Origin of the sequence: Paenibacillus sp. p3-SID867 (genome assembly GCF_025142895.1) — a bacterium.
Lineage (GTDB): Bacteria > Bacillota > Bacilli > Paenibacillales > Paenibacillaceae > Paenibacillus_AQ.
On sequence record NZ_JAMBDM010000010.1, the window covers coordinates 208,891 to 232,974 of the forward strand.

Consider the following 24,084-nt stretch of genomic DNA (forward strand, 5'->3'; position numbering starts at 1 on the left):
ATAACCACACAAAGCGCCTCCGGGTTTCACCGAAGGCGCTGTATGAAAGCAGATGGCGGTCTAGGACCAAGCCTGCTTATTGATGTTTTGCAATGATGCCTTTCAAGGCTTCTTTGGAGTTCAGACCTACCACTTTATCGACAGGCTGGCCATCTTTAAAGAAAATCATGGTCGGAATGCTCATCACGCCGAAACGTGCTGCGGATTCCGGATTCTCATCCACGTTCACCTTAGCAATTTTTACATCATCGCCGAGTTCTGAAGACAATTCGTCCAGAATCGGAGCAAGCATTTTACAAGGGCCGCACCATGGCGCCCAGAAATCAACTACAACCGTTCCTTGACCTTCAACTTCATTCACGAAGGTTTGGTCGGTAACATTGACGATAGCCATTGTATTCTCCTCCTCACAGGATAAGATCAGGTATAGTGCGAATCATAATTGTCGAATGGGTCGACGAATTTAGTATACCACAATCGGCCGGAAAAAGTGAAATATACTCACCTAAAGAAAGAGGATTTCACGGGATTTTTATGCAATCTTTACAAATGATTTGCGCATTGGGTATACTACTAGTAACAAGTCGGGTGACTGTCAAGTTTTTCGAGTTGGCACGGCATGTTCACCTTTTGAGGAGGCAAGCACCATGGATGTAAACGTACGCGTTAACGATCCACGGGAGCACATCAATGAAGAACCACGCAATGACTTTGGCGATTTGATGATGGGCTTCGTGGGGATGTTTGGTTTCATGACCATCATCTTTTTCGGATTCGTCATTATCAAGTTCTTGGTCGGCTAATACTTGATGACTCCTTGTGCGTAAATAAAAAGTCTGATCCCTGCCGCGTTCCATACGCTAACGGGATCAGACTTTTTACAATTTCATGGGGGGGTTGTCCATAGGAAGCTTGTTTGCAATACTAAAATTTACCTCGCTGGTTCTCCCCGAATAAATGAACGACATCCACAAAAGGCGCAATCCGATTCATCAAGCGCTGACCTTTGTGAAGCTCCTCGCCATCCTTGCTCGTGAAGCTCAGATGCTGTTCAAGCCCGTCGAGCGGATAGTTCGACGTATAGAAGGTCGGCAGCCGGTTCATCCGGAAATTCAGGATGGAACCGAGGACATGATCCCGAACCCACGGATTCAAATTCTCCGCTCCGATATCGTCAAAGATCAGCAAATCGCAATGCTTCATCGTCTCGACCATGTCCTTCAGCTTTTGACCGTCCTGCATCATGGTTTTCAGATCTTCCACGAAATCGGGCATATACACGATAACGCCCGAATGGCCTGCTTTCGCGAGCTCATGCATTAGGTAGCCCATCAGGTAGGTCTTGCCCGTACCAAACGAACCGGTGAGATACAAGCCGTGCGGAGATAATCCATTCTCCTTCGTATCCCGGATGTACTTAAACACCTGGTGCACCGCAGGTGCCCGCAGGCGGTCCTTCGCCATAATCTCCATGTTGTCGTAACCTTCGTTCAAGGCATGCTCATCGACATAAAAGCTGCGAATCCGTTTTTTGATCTGATCCTCATTGGTCTTCGCAATCTGCAGGGAACACGGCGCCTTCCGCTCATAGATCTCCACGGTTCCGTTCATCCGCTGGATATCCAGCTTGCTGAAATGTCCCTGGAAATCATTCGGACACCGGTCGAGACCCGGACATGCCTTGCAGTGGGCCTGATCTCCCGCATATTGGTACAGTTTGCTTAAATTCAAACGAATGACCCGGTCATCGATCTCCGGGTATTCGCTCCGCAATGCTTGAATCAGAGGATTCCTGAGCAAATCTTCCATAATCTGCTCGGTTCTGCGCCGGAGCGCAGGACTTTTCATGCTTTCCAGCAGTTCACCAAGGGACTCCATCTCTAGTTCCCTCCTCTCTTAAGCAGGATTCTTTATCCGCCCTTCTTGCTGCCAGCCTGCATTTCTGCCGCAAATCGCATCATTTCTTCGAATTCCTCATCCGATACGGCCTCCGCCTGATCGGATTCCAGAGCCACTGGAATTTCCGGCTTCACCTTTCCGCCTTTAGCGTATGTACGCGTACGTTGTGTGGTCGCCTTCTGCTTGCCTTTCATCTTGGCTTGATCGCGTATATACTGAACAGCTTTCTCATAGCTGTTTACCTGCTTCAGCAGCATATTGGAAGCAATGGCCTCCACGAAATTGCGATTGATGCGCTGCTCGCCGCCTGCGGCCATGAGTGACATTAAATAATGAATGAGTACGTTGATGACTTCACCCGGCAGCTTGTAACTCAGATCGATCTTTTCGAAAATGTCCAGGAACTGCGCTGGAACCGAGCCCGGGAAGAAGGTCTGCAGGAGCCGGGTATAAGGCTCGTTGCGAAGCATCATATTATATTGGTGAATGTCGCACTTCGATTGGAACTGAGTCGGAACCTCCACATAGTATTCCATCTCTACCGCATGCTCCTGTGCCGGCTCTTCCGGATCGGCCGTCATCTCCTGCCGCAAAGCAACGACCTTGCCTGCCGTAATCTGCCGCTTCTCCTGCATCTTCATTCCCTGTCTAAAGTGAAGACTGGCTTTGTGCTGAAGATCATCCAGCACGACCTCGCCATGCTCGGTAAATATGCCGTCCTCGTCCAACAGGCGGCACAAATCCTGCGTGCTGAGATCGTATTTCCGCACCACGTAATTCACGATGCCCATCTGCTCATGGTCGTAGCGAAGACGCTCCACAAAGACTCGATTGCGGGATTCCCGCGGGAAACGGAGAATAATGTCCGCATAGTTCAGACCTTCTCCTTGCGGATTTGGCGGCGCCGTGGACTTCCGTGACACCGCGACCTCTTCCAGCGCTTGCTCCAGTTCATAATCAATGACATGCGTGTTCAGCTCAAAAATATCATAAAAGGGAACCGAAATGTTCTCCTTGTTGAAGGAAATACCGGACCATTCAAGAGGTTCCTTGCTCCAAAGCTCTTCTCTTAACGACAGCACGGCGAATTTCCCCACCTTGTCGCGAAGCAGCAGTGTCAGATGCTGAGTGTTAAAGAACTCCGCTGGACTGAGCGGTGCTTGCAGCTCATATTCATAGATATGGTCATCCGTTTCCGGGACAAACATCCGGCTTGTCTGCAGTAAACCTACCGCTTCCAGCTTCGAGGTTTGCTCAATGAGAAATCGGCGTCCTTTTTCACTAGGCTCAAGCCCTAATGTCAAGAATAATCTTCGCTGCTGTTCAATAGCCGAGTAACCCACCTTCTCCACCGGCACATGCGATACGAGAAGACGGTACAGACTGACAGCAAACGCGCCAACCATCGGTTGATAAATCGAACCAAGCATTTTGTCATCCAGGCCGCTTAAGCAGAAGTCACGGTATACGCAGTAACGGTGGTTCTCGGTAAAATGTAAAAAATTAGTCATGCGCATCGTTTATGCTCCCCCTGTCGCCCAAAAATAGACTTCCTCTATTCTATCATAAATCCGTCGTCTCGAAGTCGGTTCTTTCGCATCAAAAATTCTGGAATTCTTGCACCCGCCATTTGCATGCTTCCACAAATAATAAATGACGGCCCCCAGGTATTGCAGAGCCGCCATCAACACTACATTCAATTTGCGCCGAGCGCGTTAAAACATTCTAAAGCCTTTAATACGCAATGTCTTAATGGTCCATCCGCTCATGTAGGCACCAATCAGACCTGCAACTCCCGTTAAGTAATCCACCAGTTGGAAGGATCCCACGTGAGTCCAGAACGACATTTGGCCCCGATCCCACAAGCTGTATACAACGACCGGCAAAATGACGATCACGAACAGAAAGCAAGGAAACCAGGTCGTCTTCATCAACATATTTAGGATAAAACCGATACCGAACATCATGACAAAAAACAAAATCATCAGCACGAGCACAGGAATAAATTGAAGCATGATCGCTGTTTTCACCTCTTCTTTATCACCTACGCGTAGCAGCTATTCTACTCTATTGCAGCAAGAAACAGCACACCAAGCTTTAGCTAATAGCTAGTTTACTAAAAATAATGTCACAGATCAACGAACAATCGTGAATACATTGTGTCGGCGTTTGCCCTTCCGACTGCGCTTACAGTACAATATAGGAAGTTAATGCAAGCGGCCATCCGCTTCAATTATAACGAACATAACGTTTAGGAGTGATCACATGAACGAAGCTGCAATGACGCTTGAGGGCTGGTATGCGCTGCACGATTTCCGCACCATCAATTGGCCGGCCTGGAAAGCTGCAGATGAAGAAGTACGTGCTTTTGCGCTGGACGAGCTGAACGCGTTCCGCGAGGAATGGGATGCCGTCGAAGCTGCCCAAAAAGGCAGTACCGCTGTATATACCATCGTCGGTCAGAAAGCCGATTTTGTATTCATGCTTTTGCGCGAGACGCTGGAAGAGCTGAACGCGATCGAGAACGCCTTTAACAAAACAACGTTCGCCCAGTTCACCACCAAGGCTTATTCTTATGTAAGCATTGTCGAGCTGAGCAACTACCTGGCCGGCTCCTCCGATGAGGATCCGATGCAGAATCCGCATGTCATTGCCCGTCTGAAGCCAGCCCTGCCAAAATCGAAGCATATCTGCTTCTATCCGATGAACAAAAAGCGGGATTTGTCGGACAACTGGTACATGCTCAGCATGGACGAGCGCAAATCCATGATGAAGAGCCACGGGATGATTGGCCGCGGTTATGCCGGCAAGGTCAAACAGATCATCACCGGTTCCGTTGGATTCGACGATTGGGAATGGGGCGTAACCTTGTTCAGCGACGACGCGCTTCAGTTCAAGAAGCTCGTGTACGAAATGAGATTTGACGAAGTAAGTGCGCGTTTCGGCGAGTTTGGTCCGTTCTATGTCGGCAACCTGCTCGATCAGGCTTCATTTACAGATTTAATGAAGGTATAATTCCTTCTGCACATAAACAGCATGTACAAAATATCCCCACAAAGTGGAGCCTATGCTACGATGTTTTATTCCACATACTTTGCGGGGACCCCAAAAAACTTATAATGTCAAAAAAGGGATGCTCTCAACACGAGGGCATCCCTTCTTCTATTCCTCACCGTCGTCTTCATCTTGCTCTTGCTTGCGCAAGGTTTCAAGATATTCAGCCGTCGCCCGGTCCCGGGCACGCCCCTTATCCTTGAGCCGCTCAATAGCAGGAAGTATGAGAATGTCGACCTCCTGCTGAATGGTGTAAGCCAGATCGTACCGCTCCTGCGACTCCAGATAGGAGCCTACCTCCATGAGAGCGTTATAACGATCCAGCTCATCTCTGGTGAGCAGCCCCCGTACTTGAACGCTGCAGTGTCTCATTATAGAAACCTGCCTTTTTTCAGGACGAGCGGAATCCCTCCAATAATGAAGAGGTAGCGCAGATCAACCAACTTTTTCAGCTGGGCCGCTTTCCATCCCTGATATTTCTTATCCCCGACAACCGCAATGCCTTCGCCCCGTCCAAGAGAAGCTACCGTGCCTTTGTTATGGAACTCGAATTTGCGCATCGACTTGTCCCGAATGGCCGCAACAATATTTTGGGCACAGCACACGCCTTGCTGCATCGCCATTTGGGCGGTCGGCGGATAAGGTCTGCCTTCCTCATTAAAAATCAGGGAGTTATCGCCGATAATATAAATGTTCTCGTATCCGGGAGCACGCAAGTATTCATCAACCTTGACGCGGCCTCGCATCGTTTCGAAACCGGCTGCTTCCACCAGACGGTTCCCGCGGATGCCGCCGGTCCATACCACCGTTGCCGCCCGGATCTCTTCGCCATTGTTCAGAACGACTCCGCCTGGCAGGCATTCCTTGATCGCAATGCCCATCTTGAAGGTAACGCCTTTCTTCTCAAGAACGCTCATGGCGTACTCCACCAGTTCCGGTGCAAACCCCGGTAACGCGGCAGGAGCGGCTTCGACATTATAGATGTTCACCAGCGTCGGATCCACGTCGTATTCCTTGCACAGTCTCGGAATGCGGTCCGCCAGCTCGGCTACAAACTCGATGCCGCTGAATCCGGCTCCGCCAACCACAAAGTTAATGCGCTCCTGCGGTCTGCGCTCATTTTTATATAAAGCAAACTGATACTCAATATGCTCACGTATCAATCGTACCGAGTTGATGCTTCGGATCGTCATCGCATGCTCTGCGAGTCCTGGAATCCCAAAGGTTTCCGGCTCTCCGCCGAGTCCAATGACAAGATAGTCATAGGATAATGTTCCATCTTCAAGAATAACCTTCTTATCGTGAAGGCGGATTTCCTGAACCGAGGATTTGACCAGGTCGATTTTGAATTCGTCGATCAACTTGGAAATGGATACCCGGGTATTCTCAATGCTGTCTGTTCCTGCTGCCGGCATATGCAAATGCGTTGTAATATAATGATAATCATGGCGATTCACCAATGTAACATCGGCCTCATTATAATTCAGCTCTTTTTGCAGCCGCTGCGCTGTCAATATGCCTCCGTAACCCGCGCCAAGGATTACGATCTTCGGTATGCTGCTCATTCTATTGCTCCTTCCAGCTTACTCTTTATATATACAGTATGGTACACATGTTAACATTCTGTGAAATTGCATCCAAAAAAAGAGAAGAGCCCTAATCAGAGCCCGTTTCAACATTTGACCTGATGGTTCATTAAGGTTCAAAAACAGCTGTAACACTAAGGTTTCCTTACTTCGGCTACAGTTGACAATATATAGAACTACCCTGTAATGAACACAAGTTATCACGTTAATCATATGCATAAACTATGCAAATATCAAGAAATTTTTTGCCATATAATGTGCAAATCATTCCGCCATTTATCCCCTTACTTACTAAGTAAGCGTATCCATTCCAATGTTAGGTATTTTAACTCATTTCTCGTCTTTTCATGCCGCTTCGGGACGATTATAATAGGTAAGGAATTCGTGAATCAGCTTTATCCGGACAAGAACGTCTGTCTGATTCGAATATAAACTCATTTTATGGAGGTGCTTACCGCATGACAACGATGCCACAAGACAGCAATATGACGGATCTTTTGATTATCGGTGGCGGACCTGCAGGTATGTTTGCTGCTTTTTACGGCGGAATGCGCCAAGCTTCGGTAAAACTTATCGAGAGCATGCCCCAGCTTGGAGGCCAATTGGCTGCGCTGTATCCTGAGAAATATATTTATGACGTAGCAGGCTTCCCGAAAGTAACCGCTCAAGAGCTTGTGAACAATCTGTCCGCCCAAATGGAGCTCTTTAAAACGGACATTCGTCTTGAAGAGAAAGTACAAGCTGTGGAAAAACTCGAAGAACGTCATTTTGTCGTAAAAACGAATTTGGGTGAACACCACGCCAAAGCTGTTATCATTACAGCCGGTGTAGGAGCGTTCCAACCCCGTCGACTGGAGATTGAAGGGGCAGAAGCATACGAAAAGACCAACCTTCATTATTTCGTCAACGACCTCAGCCGCTTCAAAGGCAAGAAGGTTCTCATCAGCGGCGGCGGCGACTCCGCGGTAGACTGGGCGCTCATGATCGAGCCCATCGCCGAGCAGGTTACACTGGTTCACCGCCGTGACAAATTCCGTGCCCATGAGCATAGTGTGGAGCAGCTCATGGCATCGAAGGTGAACATCATTACACCAACCGAGATCACCGAATTGCATGGTGAAGATACGATTACGAAGGTTACGCTTTCACATATTAAGACCAAAGAGACGCAGGAGATTGAAGTGGACGATGTCATTGTCAATTTCGGATTTGTGTCCTCTCTCGGTCCGATCTCCGAATGGGGCATCGCCATTGAAAGCAACTCCATTGTGGTGGATTCCCGTATGGAAACAAGTATCCCGGGCATTTTTGCAGCCGGCGATATTACCACCTATCCGGGCAAGGTCAAACTGATCGCTGTTGGATTTGGTGAAGCACCTACCGCCGTGAACAATGCCAAGGTTTACTTCGATCCTGAGGCCAGATTGGCACCGGGCCACAGCAGTAACATGAAATTGTAAGGGCAGCTAGAATTTTTAACTCCATCTACATCCATATTCATAGAAAAAAAGGTATCTTCGTTCCGAAAGGGGTTACACCCGCCCTGGAACCGAAGATACCTTTTCTATTCTTCAAACCATATGTAGAACTTGGTTGAAAGCTCCCACATTATATACGTATCATGTCGTAAGTTATCTATTCTATATACGAAAAATCTGATTAATGCAGGATGCTGCCGGAATCGGTGTCCAAGTTCCGTTTATGAATTTCGGCTAGCAGTAGAGTGATGAACTCTCGTTCCAACTTCAACTCAACAGCCATATGATAGGAATCGAGAAGCATCTCATCCGTCAACATAGCCATCCCTCTCACACCCCTTCCTCAAATTTCCTGAATCTATCATATCAGACATGCTAAAACGGAACAACTGTTCGCTTATCCACAACCTCTTGTGGAAATCCTGTGTATAATTTGTTGGTAAGTGTAAAAAACAGGGTCATATCAAAGTGGATTATGGGGATAAATGTTATACACAGGATTTGGGGAAATTCTACTATAAAAAAAATTGATCAATTATAATATCGGTAGATTGTGGTTATTTTTTTATTACCCTATTAAAAAATCATATAAACGTCTCAAATTGGGAAAATTAAACAAAAAATTCAGCTTGGTCTTGTATTTACCTCCAAAATCCAAATCTTACCCTCGTTGTCTAGTCCGTAATCAAACCCCAGCTCCCCGATTCCTGGAAAGCGGGATTCCAGTATCGTTATGCACTGCCTGGTTAATTGGCGCATTTCATTGCGCTTTTCCCTCGCATTAATGTGGGGCAGTGACAGCCGGAGTGCAGGACCACAACGAAGCAGCGTCCCCCCTTTACAAATATTCGTCACAAAAAGTCCTGGGCTCGCGAGCCGCCCAAGCATGGCCCGGAATTCCCATCTCCCTCGATCCTTGACTACCTTTACACGGTAATCCAGCGGACGTCCCTGAATTCTAGCCAAATGAATGCCCTGCTGTATCATGTAGCGCCGTCTCAGCCTCATCCTGCTCAGTACGTATAACAGGGAATTCAATGTATCTACATGAACAGTACGCCTCTTATGGGTTACCAAGTATCCCGTTCCGTCTTTTTGTATTCGGATGACTCCGTTACCACCGGTTCCTATAATCGGCTTAATCACGACCATTTCGTGTTCGGCCAGCATTGAGACCAGGGTATCCCCTCCATACGACTGGGTAGCCGGAATGTAGGGAGCAACCTGCGGATCGGTCAGCAGCGCTTCCGTCTTCAGCCACTTGCTGGCCAGTTGTCTTCCCGCCATGCTGCTTTCGCCTCCTTTTATTCATGACATACGTTATCCTATTCCCCTATCCGCGCTTTGTCTTGGATGATTGTCCGTGATGGTATGCCTAATAATCGAGGTTCTTGCTGCCTCACGGCAGCCTCCCTTTGCAAATGCTGTGATCTATCGTATAGTAAGAACAGAGCTTTGTCCGTATTAAATCCATCACCATGGATACCTATAAAGGAGGCTTTGTCACCTTGGCAGCGTTGTTTGAAATATTGTACTGGATTGCCATTGTCGGCATGTCGGTTGCCCTGGCAGCCATCACCGTTCTTATCTTTGTCATGGGCTTCAAGTTCATCAAGGATAAGCGCAGAGGGCTTGGAGCGGGCTGCATCGTATTTTCGCTTGTGGCCGCCGGCATGATCGTGCTGATGCTGAACGATACCTTCTTCTTCCCGGTCTGAATAGGAAGAACCCCCCCAAAAAAGCAGCCTCTCCTTACCGCGGAGTTGGCTGCTTTTTTATGTTCTTAGGATAAGGAAGCCTAACCATCGTGTTTATCTATTGGATGGTTCTCTAATTTCTATTTTATTGACCGTGATTTTCTCGGGGTCATATTGGTCTCCTTCTGCTTTACTCTCAACTTCTGCGAAGACCACATCACCAACATGATAAGTTTCCGCATTTTTTACCGGTAACCAAAAGCCGTCTACATAAATACATGCGTCCTTTAGATTTATCTCTTCAACGGTCCCTTCAATATGGAAGAGATTCTGCTCCCCCGCGCATCCTACTAAAACCAAGAATAGGAGTAACCGTGCGATCACCTTATTTCTCATGAGCAGGATTCCCCTTCATTTAGTTATATAACTTTATTATAAAAAACGACCTCCATAACGGTTATACACCGTCATAAAGGCCGTGATCCACAATCCCAAAACGCTAATTTTAGGGTTGTGTTTTATTCCATATCGCGATTGAGGTCTGCGTATTTATCGGTGCATTCCGCAATCATGGCGCCTAGCTTCCGCAAGTCTTCCGATCGTCACATCCGAAACCGTTAACGCTAAAAACCCGCTGATCAGCAAGGCTCCTCGTTTGGTTTGCCCGCATCCGTTGCCGTACGGAATGACGAACCACAGCCGCAAGTGACGGTGGCGTTCGGGTTGTGGATGGTGAAGCCGCCGGTCATGCCGGATTCCTCAAAGTCGATTTCAAGACCGTTCAGGTACTTCAGATCGTCCTTCTCGACAACGACTTTCATGTCCTGCAGGTCCATGTACACGTCAGCTTCCGTTTCTTGATCGTCAAAGCCCATTGCATATGAAAAACCACTGCAGCCGCCGGCAGTGACACCCAGTCGAAGGAACATATTGGGCGTTTCCTGTTCAGCAAGCATTTCTTTCAAACGTTCTGCAGCTGAGTCGCTGATTGTAATCATAGGTCACCCTCCTTTTCGTTCACTCTTTCAGTATACTCCTCTTCGCGAATTCGCTCAAGGTTGTTATGATGGCGTTTGATATGTAATGAATAACCTATTTTCAATTCCTCTATTTGTGTTGCTACCCCGAGGGGTCAGGTTTATAATAGGGAAGGAACATGGGCGGCAACTGTTGGATATTTGTCACATCCCCCAGCTAAAAAAGCGGCAAAGGTTATGGCTGGTCCACAGTTGTATATTTTTTCACAAACTCACTTATTTATTCAGCCCATTATTGATGTTTGTTGTTATACCACTATAAACGGACCGTTCCCTTAGGGGAGTGATTCACTTTATGATCGCTTTTTCTGCTGGATCTTCTATGCAGTTCAAGTGTGAACAGGAGGATTGAACATGTCCACAATTGTGACACCATTTACCGATCAGAGAATGGCGGAGATCGTTGCGAAAGTCCAAAACGGCGAACGCCTGAATCTTGAAGACGGTGTGTATTTGTACCAAACCGATGACCTGCTGACCCTCGGGCAGCTGGCTAATGAAGCAAATTTGCGCAAGAACGGGAAAAAAGTTTACTTCATTGAGAACATGAGTCTCTATTTTACGAATGTATGCGAATCCCACTGCGCTTTTTGCAATTTCCGGAAAGATCAAGGCGAGGAAGGCTCCTACACCCTCTCCGGCGCTGAGATGATCGAGTATGTCGAGCAGCATATTCATCCCGGGATTCGTGAATTTCACATCGTTGGCGGACATAATAACCATGTGCCGTTCCAGTACTATGTAGATTCCCTGAAGGCATTGAGCGCGCGTTTCCCGGAAGTAACCCTGAAAGCCTATACCGCGGCGGAGATTGAATTCTTCACTCGCATTAGCGGACTTAGCACGAAGGAAGTACTTCAAGAACTGCAAAAAGCGGGTCTTCAGTCTTTAACGGGCGGCGGCGCCGAAATTCTGTCTGACCAATACCGTCAGAAGATGAAGGTGGATAAAGCCAACGTAGATCAATACCTCGACGTTCACCGTACCGCACATAAGCTTGGCATGAAGACGCACACGACCATGCTGTACGGATCGATCGAGAGCCATGAGGACCGGATCCGCCATATGCTGCAAATTCGGGATCTTCAAGATGAAACCGGTGGATTCATGGTATTCATTCCGCTGTCCATGCAGCCGAAGAATAAGAATGCAGGCATCATGCGCCGCAATTCGGCCTATGAGGATTTGAAGACCATTGCCATCAGCCGTCTGATGCTCGATAATATCGACCACATCAAAGCGTACTTCATTAATATCGGGCCGCAATTGACTCAAGTTGCTCTCAGCTTCGGTGCTTCCGATGTCCATGGTACGATCCTGAAAGAACGCATCAGCCATGCTGCAGGAGCCTTGACCCCGGAAGGGCTGACACGCAAAGAGCTCGTCTGGCTCATCCAAGGCGCTGGCCGGATTCCGGTTGAACGCGATACCTTCTATAACGAGATCAAGGTTTACGAATAAGTCTTACCAGCAGGGATTTAAGCAAACGAGAGACGTTCCAAAAAACGGAAAACAGGTTAAAGAGATAATATAGCGTGGGTAACCTAAGCCGCTTCCAGCGGCGTTTTTCTTGCGAATCGGCGCTCACCTTCTTATCTCTTGAGAAAGGAAGAAATTTATGAAAAAGCTCGTCATTCTCGGCGGAGGCTATGGTGGTCTTGCCTTAATTCAAGAATTATTCAGCAGCTATCTTCCTCCGGACGTGGAGGTCGTGCTCATCGACCGCATGCCATACCAAGGACTCAAAACCGAATACTACGCGCTGGCAGCAGGCACCGTGGCCGATACCGCCGTTCGTGTTAAATTCCCGGTGTATGACCGCCTCCAAATTGTATATGGTGAAGTCACATCCATCGATCTGGAGAAGAGGCTTGTTAACCTGACGAACAACGATCCCGTGGAATACGACCAACTCGCCATTGCTCTGGGATGTACGGACCGATATCATGGCGTTCCGGGCGCTGAAGAATTCACGTTTAGCCTGCAATCTTTCTCTGCATCCCGGGAAACCTATTTGCACCTGAACAACCTCAGACCTTATGGTCAAGTTCATATCATTGGCGGAGGCTTAAGCGGCATCGAACTCGCTGCCGATCTTCGTGAAAGCCGGCCTGACCTTAATATCGCCATTTTGGACCGGGGACAACGGGTACTTTCTTCTTTTCCTAACCGTTTGTCTGCTTATATTCATCGCTGGTTTGAGGAACACCATGTGGATATCCACAGCGGGGTTTCCGTATCCCGAGTTGAGAAGGATGCCGTGTACAATCTGGATGTGCCTATCGCAACCGACCTAGCCGTATGGACGGCGGGCATTCAGCCCGTAAAAGTCGTACAGGACCTCGATCTGCCAAAAGACCGCAGCGGACGCATACTGCTGAACGAGTGGTATCAGGTTCCGTCCCATCCGGAAGTGTACGTGATCGGCGACTGCGCCAGCCTTCCGTTCGTCCCAAGCGCGCAGGCAGCCGGGGCTCAAGCCGAGCAAGTGGGACATGTCATGAAAGCTTTATGGCGTGATGATACGCCAAAGGTATCTCCGCTGAAGCTCAAGGGAACCCTCGGCTCCCTCGGCAAACATGCGGGCTTTGGACTCATGGGCAGCACGTCGGTGCTGGGCCGGGTACCAAGAATATTGAAGAGCGGCGTTCTTTGGAAATCCAAGCGTCATTACTAGCACCGAACAGGCTGCAGACGCTATGTTCTTCCTTACGGAAATGCCAGGTATCCGGCGTCAGTTCTCCTCTTCGCTGTCCTGAAAGCTCTCCAGCTTGGCTATGACAACGTCAAGCAGCTCTTCAGCCGTGGGGGCCTCGACCCCTTCGCCATCCACATAAGCGAAGGGCATCAAGTAGCACTGGCCGCAGCTGGTCAGGCAGCCGTATTCGATGACTTTACAATCGTACTTGGCTTCCAGCGTCTGCAGAACTTTATCCGTTCCAAAATAGGAATTGCTTGTGCAAAACTCAATGATAATGGACATTGTTATTAGACCTGCCTTAAGATTGGCATTTTATTTTGCCGGTTTATGTACTATAATATAGGGAGGAAAGGAGTTGAACAAGATGAGTGAAAACACGCAAACCACTGTATATGATGAAGTGGCTGAAGTGCTTGATAAACTTCGTCCGTTCCTGCAGCGCGACGGCGGTGACGTGGAACTGGTTGACGTTGAAGACGGCATCGTTAAGCTGAAATTGATGGGTGCATGCGGTAGCTGCCCTAGCTCCACCATTACTCTGAAAGCAGGGATTGAACGCGCCCTGGTTGAAGAAGTAGAAGGCATTCAAGAAGTAGTTCAAGTATTCTAAATCTTCTTTAACTATAAAGAGTCTTGGTTTCCCTCGTGGAACCAAGACTCTTTTTTTTGAGATTAAAAAATATATAAGTTTTCAGCGGAGCATAAGCAATTCTTTAACGCATTTATATGTTTAAGGGGGCCCCGCAAAGTACAAAAGAAGTTGGAATAACCATCGAAGCATGGACTCCACTTTGTGGGGTGATTTTAGGTTATTCCGGTTTAATCAACGGACGGATCGGATCCAGCCCGCCGGATATATCCATGATATTACCGGTAATGAAATCCGACTTATCCAGGCATAAATATTCGATCACCCTGGCGACGTCCTCCCCGCTTCCCGATCGTCCGCGCGGGGTCAGCCCGTCTTGGATGCCCGATACCTCATCGATGGTCTTCTCCTTGTTGGCTCCGCGAATATCCCCCGGACAGATCATGTTCACGGTGATCCCATACGGGGCTTCTTCCACCGCAAGCGTCTTCGTAAAGGATACCAGGCCCACTTTAGCGGCAGCGTAGGCTGAACGCTGAGGCCACGCGCGGGCTTCTCCCGCATGTCCGAATCCAAAGTGGATGATGCGTCCCCACTTTTTCTCCCGCATGGCAGGCAGAACACGGTGGTCCAGCAGCATGACGCCGGTTAAATTGCCATTCACCATATGTACGATTTCGTCGCGGCTGTACTCCGAGAATAGACGACGTTCCCGAATGAACGGACCTGCGTTGTTCACCAGGATATCGATGCTTCCCAGCTGCTCCTCCGTCTGATCCACCAATGAATACAGCTCACGCTCGCTGGCGATATCGGCTTTAATCGCAATGGTTTTGACACCAAACCCCTCGATTTCGCGGGAGAGCGCCTCCGCTTCATCCTTGCTGTTTACATAATTTATAGCCAAATGACATCCCTGCCGGGCTAACGACAGCGCCGTCATTTTCCCCAATCCTGTCGCACTGCCTGTAATCAGCGCCACTTTTCCCTTCAAGGCTTTCCCTCCTCAGATGGATATCCTTCCTTCAGTATAAAAGATTTGATAAGGCCTAACAACTTGCAAACCCGCAGAGAGGGCCCATTATACAAAAAAAGAAAGGGATTATCCATAAAGACCCACGGTCTTTTGGATAATCCCTCTCTTCTCGGATACGATGAAACTTATGTTCAGCATCATCGAGCCTTGGTGCTCGAATTAAAATGCCGGAATGACAGCACCTTTGTACTCTTCTTTAATAAAGGTCTTCACGTCCTCGGAAGTCAGCGCCTTCGCCAATTTTTGAATGGCATCGGAGTCTTTGTTGTCCGGACGAGCTACCAGCAGATTGGCATAAGGGTTCTCTTTGTCTTCGATAAAGAGCGCATCCTTTGTTGGATCCAGTCCCGCTTCAAGCGCGTAGTTCGTGTTGATGACAGCCAGATCCAGCTCATCGAGCATACGCGGCAGCATCGCGGCTTCAACTTCTTTGAACTCCAGGTTCTTCGGATTTTCCACGATATCCTTAGCGGTAGCTTCAAGCTTGGTTTCATCCTCCAGCTTAATGACGCCATTCTTGGACAGCAGGGTCAATGCACGGCCCGCATTCGAAGGATCGTTCGGGATTGCTACAACAGCTCCATCCTTCAGCTCATCCGCTGATTTAATGGATTTGGAGTAAGCACCCAGCGGCTCCACATGCACGGCAATCACGGACTCCAGGTCCAGTTTGCGCTCTTTGATTTCATTATCCAGGTAAGGCTTGTGCTGGAAGAAATTCGCGTCGATTTCCTTGGAATCCACTTGCGTATTAGGCAGAACATAATCCGTGAACTCCACGATTTCCAGGTTTACACCTTCCTTTTCAAGCGCCGGTTTGATATGCTCCAAAATTTTGGCGTGTGGTGAAGGCGAAGCACCTACTTTCAAGGTTACGGTCTCTTGAGCGCCGCCTCCTGTTGTTCCCCCTGGCTCAGCCGCGTTATCCGCAGGCTTGCTGCCGCACGCTGCCAACACCGTAACCAAGGTCAAGCTGATCAATGCCAATGTCCATTTTTTCATTTCTAAAACTCTCCCTCCGAAAAATATATTATTTATATGTTGTCTTCCTTGAAGCCTCATCAATCCCGTTATTTTCTTGTAAAATGCCGCACCAGACGATCCCCTGCCATTTGCAGCAGCTGTACCAGCACGATCATCAACACGACGGCCAGGATCATAATCTCGGTCTCATAACGGTAATATCCATACTTGATGGCCAAATCGCCCAAACCGCCGCCGCCGACTTGACCGGACATCGCGGTATACGATACCAGGGTTACAATCGTGATGGTCATCCCAGCCAGCAAGCCCGGACGAGCCTCCGGAAGGAGAACCCTCCATATGATTTGGCTTGTCGAGGAGCCCATGGCATGAGCCGCTTCAATGACCCCTTTGTCCACCTCATTCAAGGCGGTTTCTACGAGTCTGGCGAAGAAGGGCGCCGCGCCGATCACGAGCGGTGGAATGGTTCCCAGCACGCCATACGAAACACCCACAAGCGATTTGGTAATCGGGATCATCGCAACGATCAGGATAATGAACGGAACCGAACGCAGGATGTTCACAATGAACGACAGGATCGAGTAACCGAAGCGTACCACACCGGATGTGGATCTAGCGGCCATGTAGAGCAGCACGCCAATCGGCAGTCCGATAATGAAGCTGAACAATGCCGATGCCCCTAGCATCCGCAGGGTATCCAAGGTTGCCGTCCATATTTCTTTCCAGTCGATCTGGGTAAAATCGAGTCCGAACATTAATGAATCACCTCCACGTCTAATCCTTGTTCCAGCAGCTTCCGGATCGTATCTTCGATGGCGCCCTCTTCCCCTTCAAAACGGACAATGAGTTGGCCGTACGGCGTTTCTTTGATCGTGGAAATGGTGCCCTGCAGAATTGCAAAATTCACGCCCGTCTCATGTACAGTATGGGACAGAATTGATTCGTACGTTTTCGATCCAAGGAACGTAATCTGCACCGCCCTTGAAGGTCCGTTTGCCTGTCCCTGAATGGCCAGCCGGAGCGCTTCGCCGCTGTCCATCTCCTGACGGATAAATTCCTGGGTTACCTCATGCTTCGGCTTCAGAAACACTTCCGTTACCGGGCCTTGCTCCACGATGCCGCCTTGATGAATGACAGCGACCCGGTCGCATATGCTCTGAATCACATGCATTTCATGGGTAATCAGCACGATCGTCAGATGAAACTTTTTGTTAATGTCCAGCAGCAGGCGCAGGATCGAATCCGTAGTCTGCGGGTCAAGCGCAGAGGTCGCTTCGTCGCACAGCAGCACTTCCGGGTCGCTCGCGAGCGCTCTGGCGATGCCCACCCGCTGCTTCTGGCCCCCTGATAGCTGGGACGGGTATTTATCCCGATGCGCCTCCAGGCCAACCAAAGCCAATAACTCGGATACTTTGCGTTCCAGTTCGGCCTTCGGCGTCTTGATCAGACGCAGCGGAAACGCAATGTTATCGTACACCGTCGCCGATGACAACAGGTTAAAGTGCTGAAAAATCATGCCGATTTTGCGGCGTTCCGCCTGAAGCTGCTTCTTGCCAAGCGACGTTAAGTTCTTACCGTTCACCCACACCTCGCCCGAGGTGGGACGTTCCAACAAATTGATACAACGGATCAATGTACTTTTACCTGCACCGGAGTGTCCGATCACTCCGAAAATTTCTCCTTTTTCAATCGACAAATCCAATTCGGACAACGCAGTTGTTAAAGTTCCGGCTTTTCCGTACTGCTTCGTCAATTGCTTGAGCTCAATCAATCCGATAATCCTCCTTTTTCCGTAGCTTCATATCTATTTACCCAAAAGAAAAGAGCCTCTTTTTGTAGAATCAAAAAGGGCCCTCTTTACGTAAAAGTCAACGCCTTTTCTCATCTGTCAAAGCCAAGGATATCCTATAGCTTTGAAGGAATTAGCACCATGTCACTCCAAGCGTCATCGCGTTAAGCAATTACACGCTTAGAGTCGGTTGCCGGGCTTCATCGGGCCTGTCCCTCCGCCTCTCTCGATAAGAAAACATCGATATGAAATTTTTCCGATTAATTTGATCTGATTTGATAACAATAGTTAGTATAGAATCTTTTCAGGTTTTTGTCAAAAGGAATTTCATGGCGATTTTGTGCCTAAGTCCTGACTCCATTTTTCGCCCAAAGCTTGTTCGTATATTTATAAGAGGCCGCCAGACTCCGGCATACCATATCAACACCCTGTTTGAGATCGTCCAGGTGCTGGCCGATATCCTCCAGCTCGATCTTGTCCGACAGTCCTTGATGACGCTGCCACAAATCATCCTGCATCTCGGAATTCATGTAATGGATTTCGGCATTGCGCCGTTTCCGGAGGGTGTTCAGCGGTGTTTTGTAACGATCCTTGATCTCCTCCAGCTCTTTGGCCAGCTCTCCGTGGGCCTTCAGGAATTTAAACTGCCGCAGGACCGTAAAATAAGAGAAATGCGCTTTCACCTTGGAGGTTTGAAGATCATACAAATCGTTCAACACCGTCCCCAGCTTGTCAAGGATCGAGAATACGCGGATGAAGCCGTTTTTGTAAAAATACACATACCGTTGATATTCTCCTTGCTCCTGAATCGACATGTCATCGATGTAACCCGATTGGATCGATTGACTGAAATGCCTGGCCGCATTCCAGCTCTGTTCCAGCTCATCCAGGGAAACGATCAACCCCCGGGTCCAAATCTCAAGCTTGCGAAAATCATGCGTCGGATCCTGATTTTTCTCCATTTCCTTCTGCAGCAGCCGGGTTGTTTGGACCATCGATTCGATGGCTTCCTCAAGCAGGCCGTTATTCTGCCGGGGCTGTTCCCCAAGTAACATACGAAGCATGGCAGTACCCCCTCGCGTCATCAGATTAACCTTGGTTCTTGGATCGCTATTTGCCAAAATAGGGAATCCACCGCGTATCAATCGTTTTCACGATATCCTCACGCAGGAATAACTCATCCGGGTATCCCGGTTTCATTCGTTCATCCATAACCAGGGGATTGTTCTTATAGGATGCCCCCGAAATGACCAGACAACCCCCATCTCCTTGAGATCGGACAGGTCGAGCGGATGGCTTGGTTATCATCGGCTCCCCCCTTACTATACAACAAAGCCCTCGAGGCAAGCTCGGGGACTTTGCATAAACAATGTTGTCTGAATTCGATCTTTTTTGTTTCATGGTTTTTGCTTTTTTTCTTATACGATCTTTTCGCGAGGCATGCTATGATCCGGCCGCATTTCGGCTTTAACCGGTCTGCTGAGCTGCCAAACCCTGACACTTAAATAACACAGTACGCCGAATAAGGCGGAGATCAGCAAGGTATGCCCCAGTGCGGAGAATACGTAAACCTCCTCGTTATGCATCGTTGCCATAATGAGGGCGCCGCTGAACACCTGCAGCAGACAGAGCACAGTTGCCGAGATGCCCAGCATCTGGATCTCCCGGTTGTCGCGGTTGCGCCAATATGCAAAATGCCCCATCACCGCCACAATGATCAGCAGCAGAAGCGCCGCCACGCGGTGCATGAAGGCGATGCCTACCCCTCCGCTCAGCTCCGGTATCACTTCCCCGTTACACAGCGGCCAGCCGGAGCACCCTTCCCGGGAATCGGTATGGCTGACGAATGCACCGATATAAACCACGATGTAACTGTACAAGGCTGTGCCCCATACTAAATTGCGGAAGCCCTTGCTTACTCGAGGCAGACGCTCCAAGTCTAGGGGCCCCTTCGCCTGTTCTACCCGCCGCATACCCAGAGCCAGCATGACAGAGCTAGCAAAGGCAATCAGCGAGAAGCCAAAATGCAGCGCCATAATCGCAGCCGATTGAGGCTTAACCACCGCAAGAGCACCCATGATCGCCTGTACAATAACGAATACCGAGGTCCCGATAACATAAGCCATCAAATCCCGGCGATCCCGCTTGTACTTCCAGAACGCAATCAGCGAAGCGAGCGCCGCCAAACCCGCCATTCCGCTAACCGCCCGGTGGGAATACTCAATCATGGAGGATACCGTGTAAGCGGGAACAAATTTACCGTTGCACAGCGGCCACTCCTGACCGCAACCGAGTCCCGAGCCCGTCTTTGTCACAACCATGCCACCGAACGTCGCGCAGAACATAACTAAGCATGTTATGTAACTCAGCCATTTTAGTTGTTTATCATTCAATTATCTCACCTGCTGCTCCTAATCATTCACTATTTAAACCTTTACAGGATCGCATCGTACACAGTCCACATTTCATTATACCTGATTCTGTCGCTACGGTCACTTGAGCGATTGTGACAAAATGTTCAAATTTGAGAAAAACCTTCATGATCCAGGTACTTGATTTCATCGCCCTACTTCTATCCGATATGTAAAACAACACCGCCGCCAGTTATCAATCAAGGCGGCGGTGCTATGGTCACCCTTACTTATGAATCGTACTGTATACGTCCACAGCACGCTGCAGGAAATCTTCAATCTCCTGGCGCGATTTGCGGAGTTTGTTAACATAGCGAACCAGCTCGCGTCCATCGGAGTATGCAACAAAGCTGGGGATACCCAAAATATTTTGCTGCTGACTCACGTCACCGACAGCATCGACGTCAACCTCTACCAGAGTCAATTGGTTTGAGAACTTCGTCTCAACCTCCGGCATGAATGGATCGATAAACTTGCAATCGCCGCACCAGTCTGCTTTAAATACGGCAACAGTCAGTCGCGGAGACTGGATTGCAACCTGAAATTCTGCTTCCGAAGTGATTTTTTCCATTGATTATCTCCCCTTTACGTCGAGTTCCTTCACCCTTAGTGAATCAAAATGTTGAGTGGAAGTCAAATTTTAGAGCATACTGACATTATGATGTTCACAGGCAGGGATTAACCATCAGAAAGTGCAGGTGACCCCCGAATGCACTCGAACGGAGTCAAAAATAAAAAAAACCAGGGCAAGGATGTATGGTCATGGGCGGCAGCCATTCCGCAGGCCCTGACAGAATCATGGTCGGGGATGATTGCATCATGGAGATTCTCCTTAAAACTCAGGACAAGCAAACACGAATTGCAATGGGACCCTGCAGCGGTAAGGGGAATTCGCATAAAACTCAAGGAAATCCTCTCCTCCCATCCCTACCTGCAGCAGAGCGTTTCCCCGTTTCCGTACCCTTCCATGCAAGGGTATAGCGATATTCGGATTCATGAACCAGGTGCAGATGTTCAGCTATCACAAGAAGAGCAGCAGTTGATTCATCATATTCAGGAGGCCGCAGCCTCAGCCAACCGGAGTAACGTGACCCGTACGCAAGCCTATTGGGACTGCTATGTATCACATCCTGAGCTGCATTGGGCCTTTCTGGCCCACATGGTATCGCGCAATGCCGGGTGGAATATGAGCGATTTGAAAGGCGGATTGATGTCTGATCTCATGGATTCGACATTCAAGAGCAATCTGTACCGTTTCCTGGAGCGCTGCAATGCGCTGATCTTCCAGGACGCCTACCCCCAGCTGCTTCTCTATATACACAGTCGAAATAAAGGCAAGCCCCTATTTCATTTACTCCCCCACTTTCATGTTTCGTCGTTTATGACACCGTTCTGGGAACAGTTCTGGCAGGATCAGAGCAGTTCGCTGCTTACGGTGGCACTCATCATTAATGAGCAGAACTATATAGAGGGGCGTGTGGCGAGACATCCTTTTTACCAACAACATATTCTGGAGAATCCCTTCTTTCGGATGCATGAGCTGACCCGGTTGAATCAAATCGTGTTTCCGCTGGGTCTAGTCCGACGAACAGAGTCGGGGGAAAGCGCTGGGCCAAAGCCCCTATCCCCAACCAGGCCGCTGGCCGGACTTACCATCCCCAAGTTTGACGACCTGTCCATTCGGATCAAGGCTGGCCGTTCGCTGTATGCTTTATTGTTTGGGTATGAGGAGATTTACCGCGCTGTGCTGGCCTTCGCGCGATCCACCAAGCACCAAGGATCGCGCGCTGAATACTGGCCGGCCTTATTTACGCCGACCCTTGATCAAGCCATGAATCATGGCCACGCGGGATCTGACCTCATCACTTCCGAATGGCTCCCGGGTGGCCAGCATCTGTACAGCCCTTATCTTGAGGAGATCTGGGAGGATGAACCCCCCGAGCCGATTCCCCGGTACGACTGGTTTCAGGGCCGGGCGATGTTTAGGCATATCCGCAAACCGTTACGGCCGCTGCTGCCGGATATTACCCACGCCCATCGGGCCGCTCTGGAGAAAACCTCCATCGTGCATGATGTGTCTGATCAGTTCCATCCGCATTAAAATGAAAAGAGACCGTCCCGATACTGCAAGGAAGGTCTCTTTTCGGTTCTATATACACGATAAGTGAAACTAAATCTATGTCTTTATCCCCGCTCCCGCATACGTGCAGGCTGCAGTCTCATAAGCGGACGGAACACCTTCTGCAAAAGGCGCGGGTAACTGCTCAGCTCCGATTGCCGCAATACGCCAAACACCACCAGCAGGACAAGATATATAATGACTACAGCCACGCCTACAACCAGGCAAGTCAGCAGGAATGCCAACCGTGCCGGCATGACATCGACCATTTGAATACCGGCCAGATTCAGGCCATATCCGATTCCCCCGGCAGCAATCACCGTCAGTACGAAGCCCGTCCAGCGTTTGCCCAGGATGGAGAAGGATACAATCCCTTTAATCGATCTTATATTCAGTATCGTAATGACAAGGAAACAGAGCGCCGTGCTCCCTATGATCCCGTAAATCCCAAAGAACGGAGCAAGCAGGAAGCTGGCTGCAAGCTTGACCACAACCCCAACCATCACGTGAATCATCGAGAGCTTGGCCTTGCCGATTCCGAGAAGAATGGAATTTGTGGTCATCATCGTGATTTGGAAAATCGTACCGAATGTCAGAAATCCAATTATCCCACTGCCGCCCAAGGAACTAAACAGCAAACCATTAATGGAATAGGATGCCACGCATAGCGCAATCACCATCGGCATGCCTGTTAAAATGGCAATACGCATAGCCAGCGATACTTGCTGTTCCAGATGCTCCTGATCTTTCTTCGCAAACGCTGCAGAGATGATCGGAATGAGCGAGGTGCTCAGGGCAATGGCTAGAATCGGCGGAATCCCCGCCACGCTCTGTGCCCGGTTTCCTAACACCGCGAGAGCTGCGGTCGCTTGTCCTAGGCCAACCTGCCCAATCAACAGCGGCTTCACAATGGAGCTGTCAATGAAGTTAACAGCCGGAACCGCCAGGGAAGACAGTACAATCGGTATAGACAACGTGAATATATCCCGGTATATCCCGCCAAGCGGGATGGAGCGGTCCGCTGCCGGCATCTTGAGCTCACGATCATTTCGGCGAAGCTTTACCGTAAAGTACAGCATGACGGCAAATGCTCCGATACTGCCGAGTACGCCCCCGAAGGAGGCGCCGGCTGCAATCCAGGTATCATCGTAACCCATCCGCAGCAGCACATAGGCCAAACCGATCGCTGTCAGAACCCGTGCAATCTGCTCGATAATCTGCGATATGCCGCCAGCCGTCATATTATTGCGTCCCTGGAAGTATCCCCGCATCATGGCAATGGCCGGAAACAGCAGCAGCGCTGGGGCAAGTGCCTGGATGGCCGCGGCGGCCTCCGGCTGCTTAGCAATATGGGTAGCATAATATGGGGCTCCGAAATAAAGCAGCAGCGTCATGACAACGCCTGCTGCTCCGGCAAAAATAAGCGCAGCATGATAGACACGCCGTGCCTCCGCTGGCTTGTTCAAAGCATGACGCTCGGATACCATTTTGCTGAGCGTGCTGGGAATGCCGGCCGTTGCTACCGTTAACAGCATTAAATATACGTTATTGGCGATCGTAAATGAGGCATCCCCTATATCGTTCAGCATATGCTCCAGCGGCACCCGCTGGACAAGACCCAGCACGCGGGCGACCAGCGCAGCAGCGGCCAAGATGATCGTGCCTTTAATAAATGACTCTTTCTTTGACAAAACCGTACCCTTC

At 49.3% G+C, this 24,084-nt stretch carries 28 protein-coding genes and 1 riboswitch; of the genes, 8 read left to right on the forward strand and 20 right to left on the reverse strand.

All coding sequences use genetic code 11. The features are described from left to right. Positions 1–76: 76 nt before the first annotated feature. A complete protein-coding gene (gene trxA, locus M4D81_RS21350; protein ID WP_009592891.1) occupies positions 77–394 on the reverse strand; it encodes a thioredoxin in 318 nt (105 codons plus the stop codon). Between the two features lie 253 nt (positions 395–647). On the opposite strand from trxA, the gene M4D81_RS21355 reads away from it, so the two are divergent. Beyond that, positions 648–803, forward strand: a complete 156-nt coding sequence (locus M4D81_RS21355; protein WP_006212594.1) for a hypothetical protein — start codon at positions 648–650, stop codon at positions 801–803. Between the two features lie 121 nt (positions 804–924). Here the strand turns inward: M4D81_RS21355 and dnaI are convergent, their stop codons facing one another. From dnaI to M4D81_RS21370, 3 genes are all read right to left on the reverse strand, one after another. After that, positions 925–1,878, reverse strand: coding sequence for a primosomal protein DnaI (gene dnaI, locus M4D81_RS21360; RefSeq protein WP_260068000.1), 954 nt, complete (start codon positions 1,876–1,878; stop codon positions 925–927). A gap of 32 nt (positions 1,879–1,910) precedes the next feature. Continuing rightward, positions 1,911–3,416 (reverse strand): replication initiation and membrane attachment family protein, encoded by a 1,506-nt coding sequence (locus M4D81_RS21365; protein ID WP_071222407.1) that lies wholly within the window; start codon positions 3,414–3,416, stop codon positions 1,911–1,913. A 198-nt stretch (positions 3,417–3,614) separates the two neighbouring features. Beyond that, entirely contained in the window at positions 3,615–3,914 is a 300-nt protein-coding gene (locus M4D81_RS21370; protein WP_015737411.1) for a YuiB family protein, read from the reverse strand. A gap of 250 nt (positions 3,915–4,164) precedes the next feature. On the opposite strand from M4D81_RS21370, the gene hemQ reads away from it, so the two are divergent. Continuing rightward, positions 4,165–4,914: a hydrogen peroxide-dependent heme synthase gene (gene hemQ, locus M4D81_RS21375; RefSeq protein ID WP_071222406.1), complete on the forward strand. Its 750-nt coding sequence runs from the start codon at positions 4,165–4,167 to the stop codon at positions 4,912–4,914. A 147-nt stretch (positions 4,915–5,061) separates the two neighbouring features. On the opposite strand, the gene M4D81_RS21380 is transcribed toward hemQ, so the two are convergent. Together M4D81_RS21380 and M4D81_RS21385 are read right to left on the reverse strand one after the other, a co-directional pair. Next, the gene (locus tag M4D81_RS21380) at positions 5,062–5,325 is read right to left on the reverse strand and encodes a hypothetical protein (protein ID WP_071222405.1); all 264 of its coding nucleotides are present in this window, start codon (positions 5,323–5,325) and stop codon (positions 5,062–5,064) included. After that, positions 5,325–6,518, reverse strand: coding sequence for an NAD(P)/FAD-dependent oxidoreductase (locus M4D81_RS21385; RefSeq protein WP_071222404.1), 1,194 nt, complete (start codon positions 6,516–6,518; stop codon positions 5,325–5,327). Before M4D81_RS21385 ends, M4D81_RS21380 begins: the two co-directional genes overlap by 1 nt. Positions 6,519–6,997: 479 nt before the next feature. Here M4D81_RS21385 and M4D81_RS21390 point away from each other — a divergent pair, with 479 nt between their 5' ends. After that, on the forward strand, positions 6,998–7,999 hold the full coding sequence (locus M4D81_RS21390; RefSeq protein ID WP_071222403.1) for an NAD(P)/FAD-dependent oxidoreductase: 1,002 nt from the start codon (positions 6,998–7,000) through the stop codon (positions 7,997–7,999). 199 nt (positions 8,000–8,198) lie between these two features. Here M4D81_RS21390 and sda read toward each other — a convergent pair whose 3' ends face one another. Together sda and M4D81_RS21400 are read right to left on the reverse strand one after the other, a co-directional pair. Next, a complete protein-coding gene (sda, locus tag M4D81_RS21395) occupies positions 8,199–8,342 on the reverse strand; it encodes a sporulation histidine kinase inhibitor Sda (RefSeq protein ID WP_006212600.1) in 144 nt (47 codons plus the stop codon). 299 nt (positions 8,343–8,641) lie between these two features. Next, positions 8,642–9,304, reverse strand: a complete 663-nt coding sequence (locus M4D81_RS21400; protein WP_194544537.1) for a YheC/YheD family protein — start codon at positions 9,302–9,304, stop codon at positions 8,642–8,644. Positions 9,305–9,525: 221 nt separating this feature from the next. Between M4D81_RS21400 and M4D81_RS21405 the strand changes: the two genes are divergently transcribed. Next, positions 9,526–9,735, forward strand: coding sequence for a hypothetical protein (locus M4D81_RS21405; protein ID WP_071222401.1), 210 nt, complete (start codon positions 9,526–9,528; stop codon positions 9,733–9,735). A 93-nt stretch (positions 9,736–9,828) separates the two neighbouring features. On the opposite strand, the gene M4D81_RS21410 is transcribed toward M4D81_RS21405, so the two are convergent. Together M4D81_RS21410 and M4D81_RS21415 are read right to left on the reverse strand one after the other, a co-directional pair. Continuing rightward, complete coding sequence (locus M4D81_RS21410) at positions 9,829–10,110, reverse strand: hypothetical protein (RefSeq protein ID WP_260068001.1); 282 nt, start codon at positions 10,108–10,110, stop codon at positions 9,829–9,831. A 242-nt stretch (positions 10,111–10,352) separates the two neighbouring features. Beyond that, entirely contained in the window at positions 10,353–10,712 is a 360-nt protein-coding gene (locus tag M4D81_RS21415; RefSeq protein ID WP_071222399.1) for a HesB/IscA family protein, read from the reverse strand. A 393-nt stretch (positions 10,713–11,105) separates the two neighbouring features. Here M4D81_RS21415 and mqnE point away from each other — a divergent pair, with 393 nt between their 5' ends. Together mqnE and M4D81_RS21425 are read left to right on the forward strand one after the other, a co-directional pair. Continuing rightward, the gene (gene mqnE, locus M4D81_RS21420; RefSeq protein WP_260068002.1) at positions 11,106–12,212 is read left to right on the forward strand and encodes an aminofutalosine synthase MqnE; all 1,107 of its coding nucleotides are present in this window, start codon (positions 11,106–11,108) and stop codon (positions 12,210–12,212) included. Positions 12,213–12,369: 157 nt separating this feature from the next. Next, positions 12,370–13,428 carry an NAD(P)/FAD-dependent oxidoreductase gene (locus M4D81_RS21425; RefSeq protein ID WP_071222397.1) on the forward strand — a complete coding sequence of 353 codons (1,059 nt, stop codon included), beginning with the start codon at positions 12,370–12,372 and terminating at the stop codon, positions 13,426–13,428. A 57-nt stretch (positions 13,429–13,485) separates the two neighbouring features. On the opposite strand, the gene M4D81_RS21430 is transcribed toward M4D81_RS21425, so the two are convergent. Continuing rightward, the gene (locus M4D81_RS21430; protein WP_260068003.1) at positions 13,486–13,734 is read right to left on the reverse strand and encodes a YuzB family protein; all 249 of its coding nucleotides are present in this window, start codon (positions 13,732–13,734) and stop codon (positions 13,486–13,488) included. Positions 13,735–13,816: 82 nt separating this feature from the next. Between M4D81_RS21430 and M4D81_RS21435 the strand changes: the two genes are divergently transcribed. Then, the gene (locus M4D81_RS21435) at positions 13,817–14,062 is read left to right on the forward strand and encodes a NifU family protein (RefSeq protein ID WP_006212609.1); all 246 of its coding nucleotides are present in this window, start codon (positions 13,817–13,819) and stop codon (positions 14,060–14,062) included. Positions 14,063–14,261: 199 nt separating this feature from the next. Here M4D81_RS21435 and M4D81_RS21440 read toward each other — a convergent pair whose 3' ends face one another. From M4D81_RS21440 to M4D81_RS21475, 8 genes are all read right to left on the reverse strand, one after another. Next, positions 14,262–15,035 (reverse strand): SDR family oxidoreductase, encoded by a 774-nt coding sequence (locus M4D81_RS21440; RefSeq protein WP_260068004.1) that lies wholly within the window; start codon positions 15,033–15,035, stop codon positions 14,262–14,264. Between the two features lie 201 nt (positions 15,036–15,236). Further along, positions 15,237–16,079: a MetQ/NlpA family ABC transporter substrate-binding protein gene (locus M4D81_RS21445; protein WP_260068005.1), complete on the reverse strand. Its 843-nt coding sequence runs from the start codon at positions 16,077–16,079 to the stop codon at positions 15,237–15,239. A 68-nt stretch (positions 16,080–16,147) separates the two neighbouring features. Beyond that, positions 16,148–16,816, reverse strand: a complete 669-nt coding sequence (locus tag M4D81_RS21450; protein WP_260068006.1) for a methionine ABC transporter permease — start codon at positions 16,814–16,816, stop codon at positions 16,148–16,150. After that, on the reverse strand, positions 16,816–17,832 hold the full coding sequence (locus tag M4D81_RS21455; protein ID WP_260068007.1) for a methionine ABC transporter ATP-binding protein: 1,017 nt from the start codon (positions 17,830–17,832) through the stop codon (positions 16,816–16,818). Before M4D81_RS21455 ends, M4D81_RS21450 begins: the two co-directional genes overlap by 1 nt. Positions 17,833–17,939: 107 nt before the next feature. Next, positions 17,940–18,086, reverse strand: a riboswitch (SAM riboswitch). 108 nt (positions 18,087–18,194) lie between these two features. Then, positions 18,195–18,914 carry a Cthe_2314 family HEPN domain-containing protein gene (locus M4D81_RS21460; RefSeq protein ID WP_260068008.1) on the reverse strand — a complete coding sequence of 240 codons (720 nt, stop codon included), beginning with the start codon at positions 18,912–18,914 and terminating at the stop codon, positions 18,195–18,197. 46 nt (positions 18,915–18,960) lie between these two features. Beyond that, positions 18,961–19,158 (reverse strand): hypothetical protein, encoded by a 198-nt coding sequence (locus M4D81_RS21465; protein WP_260068028.1) that lies wholly within the window; start codon positions 19,156–19,158, stop codon positions 18,961–18,963. A 110-nt stretch (positions 19,159–19,268) separates the two neighbouring features. Beyond that, positions 19,269–20,243: a COX15/CtaA family protein gene (locus M4D81_RS21470; protein ID WP_260068009.1), complete on the reverse strand. Its 975-nt coding sequence runs from the start codon at positions 20,241–20,243 to the stop codon at positions 19,269–19,271. 244 nt (positions 20,244–20,487) lie between these two features. After that, entirely contained in the window at positions 20,488–20,832 is a 345-nt protein-coding gene (locus M4D81_RS21475) for a thioredoxin family protein (protein WP_260068010.1), read from the reverse strand. Positions 20,833–20,970: 138 nt separating this feature from the next. Here M4D81_RS21475 and M4D81_RS21480 point away from each other — a divergent pair, with 138 nt between their 5' ends. Beyond that, positions 20,971–22,362: a DUF2515 family protein gene (locus tag M4D81_RS21480; protein WP_260068011.1), complete on the forward strand. Its 1,392-nt coding sequence runs from the start codon at positions 20,971–20,973 to the stop codon at positions 22,360–22,362. Positions 22,363–22,445: 83 nt separating this feature from the next. Here the strand turns inward: M4D81_RS21480 and M4D81_RS21485 are convergent, their stop codons facing one another. Then, entirely contained in the window at positions 22,446–24,071 is a 1,626-nt protein-coding gene (locus M4D81_RS21485) for a putative polysaccharide biosynthesis protein (RefSeq protein WP_260068012.1), read from the reverse strand. Positions 24,072–24,084 lie beyond the last annotated feature (13 nt).

Bases quoted from the DNA above. Each gene is read 5' to 3' on its own strand.
- trxA (WP_009592891.1), bottom strand. From the start codon at position 394: ATGGCTATCGTCAATGTTACCGACCAAACCTTCGTGAATGAAGTTGAA.
- M4D81_RS21355 (WP_006212594.1), top strand. From the start codon at position 648: ATGGATGTAAACGTACGCGTTAACGATCCACGGGAGCACATCAATGAA.
- dnaI (WP_260068000.1), bottom strand. From the start codon at position 1,878: ATGGAGTCCCTTGGTGAACTGCTGGAAAGCATGAAAAGTCCTGCGCTC.
- M4D81_RS21365 (WP_071222407.1), bottom strand. From the start codon at position 3,416: ATGCGCATGACTAATTTTTTACATTTTACCGAGAACCACCGTTACTGC.
- M4D81_RS21370 (WP_015737411.1), bottom strand. From the start codon at position 3,914: ATGCTTCAATTTATTCCTGTGCTCGTGCTGATGATTTTGTTTTTTGTC.
- hemQ (WP_071222406.1), top strand. From the start codon at position 4,165: ATGAACGAAGCTGCAATGACGCTTGAGGGCTGGTATGCGCTGCACGAT.
- M4D81_RS21380 (WP_071222405.1), bottom strand. From the start codon at position 5,325: ATGAGACACTGCAGCGTTCAAGTACGGGGGCTGCTCACCAGAGATGAG.
- M4D81_RS21385 (WP_071222404.1), bottom strand. From the start codon at position 6,518: ATGAGCAGCATACCGAAGATCGTAATCCTTGGCGCGGGTTACGGAGGC.
- M4D81_RS21390 (WP_071222403.1), top strand. From the start codon at position 6,998: ATGACAACGATGCCACAAGACAGCAATATGACGGATCTTTTGATTATC.
- sda (WP_006212600.1), bottom strand. From the start codon at position 8,342: ATGGCTATGTTGACGGATGAGATGCTTCTCGATTCCTATCATATGGCT.
- M4D81_RS21400 (WP_194544537.1), bottom strand. From the start codon at position 9,304: ATGGCGGGAAGACAACTGGCCAGCAAGTGGCTGAAGACGGAAGCGCTG.
- M4D81_RS21410 (WP_260068001.1), bottom strand. From the start codon at position 10,110: ATGAGAAATAAGGTGATCGCACGGTTACTCCTATTCTTGGTTTTAGTA.
- M4D81_RS21415 (WP_071222399.1), bottom strand. From the start codon at position 10,712: ATGATTACAATCAGCGACTCAGCTGCAGAACGTTTGAAAGAAATGCTT.
- mqnE (WP_260068002.1), top strand. From the start codon at position 11,106: ATGTCCACAATTGTGACACCATTTACCGATCAGAGAATGGCGGAGATC.
- M4D81_RS21425 (WP_071222397.1), top strand. From the start codon at position 12,370: ATGAAAAAGCTCGTCATTCTCGGCGGAGGCTATGGTGGTCTTGCCTTA.
- M4D81_RS21430 (WP_260068003.1), bottom strand. From the start codon at position 13,734: ATGTCCATTATCATTGAGTTTTGCACAAGCAATTCCTATTTTGGAACG.
- M4D81_RS21435 (WP_006212609.1), top strand. From the start codon at position 13,817: ATGAGTGAAAACACGCAAACCACTGTATATGATGAAGTGGCTGAAGTG.
- M4D81_RS21445 (WP_260068005.1), bottom strand. From the start codon at position 16,079: ATGAAAAAATGGACATTGGCATTGATCAGCTTGACCTTGGTTACGGTG.
- M4D81_RS21450 (WP_260068006.1), bottom strand. From the start codon at position 16,816: ATGTTCGGACTCGATTTTACCCAGATCGACTGGAAAGAAATATGGACG.
- M4D81_RS21460 (WP_260068008.1), bottom strand. From the start codon at position 18,914: ATGCTTCGTATGTTACTTGGGGAACAGCCCCGGCAGAATAACGGCCTG.
- M4D81_RS21465 (WP_260068028.1), bottom strand. From the start codon at position 19,158: ATGATAACCAAGCCATCCGCTCGACCTGTCCGATCTCAAGGAGATGGG.
- M4D81_RS21475 (WP_260068010.1), bottom strand. From the start codon at position 20,832: ATGGAAAAAATCACTTCGGAAGCAGAATTTCAGGTTGCAATCCAGTCT.
- M4D81_RS21480 (WP_260068011.1), top strand. From the start codon at position 20,971: ATGCACTCGAACGGAGTCAAAAATAAAAAAAACCAGGGCAAGGATGTA.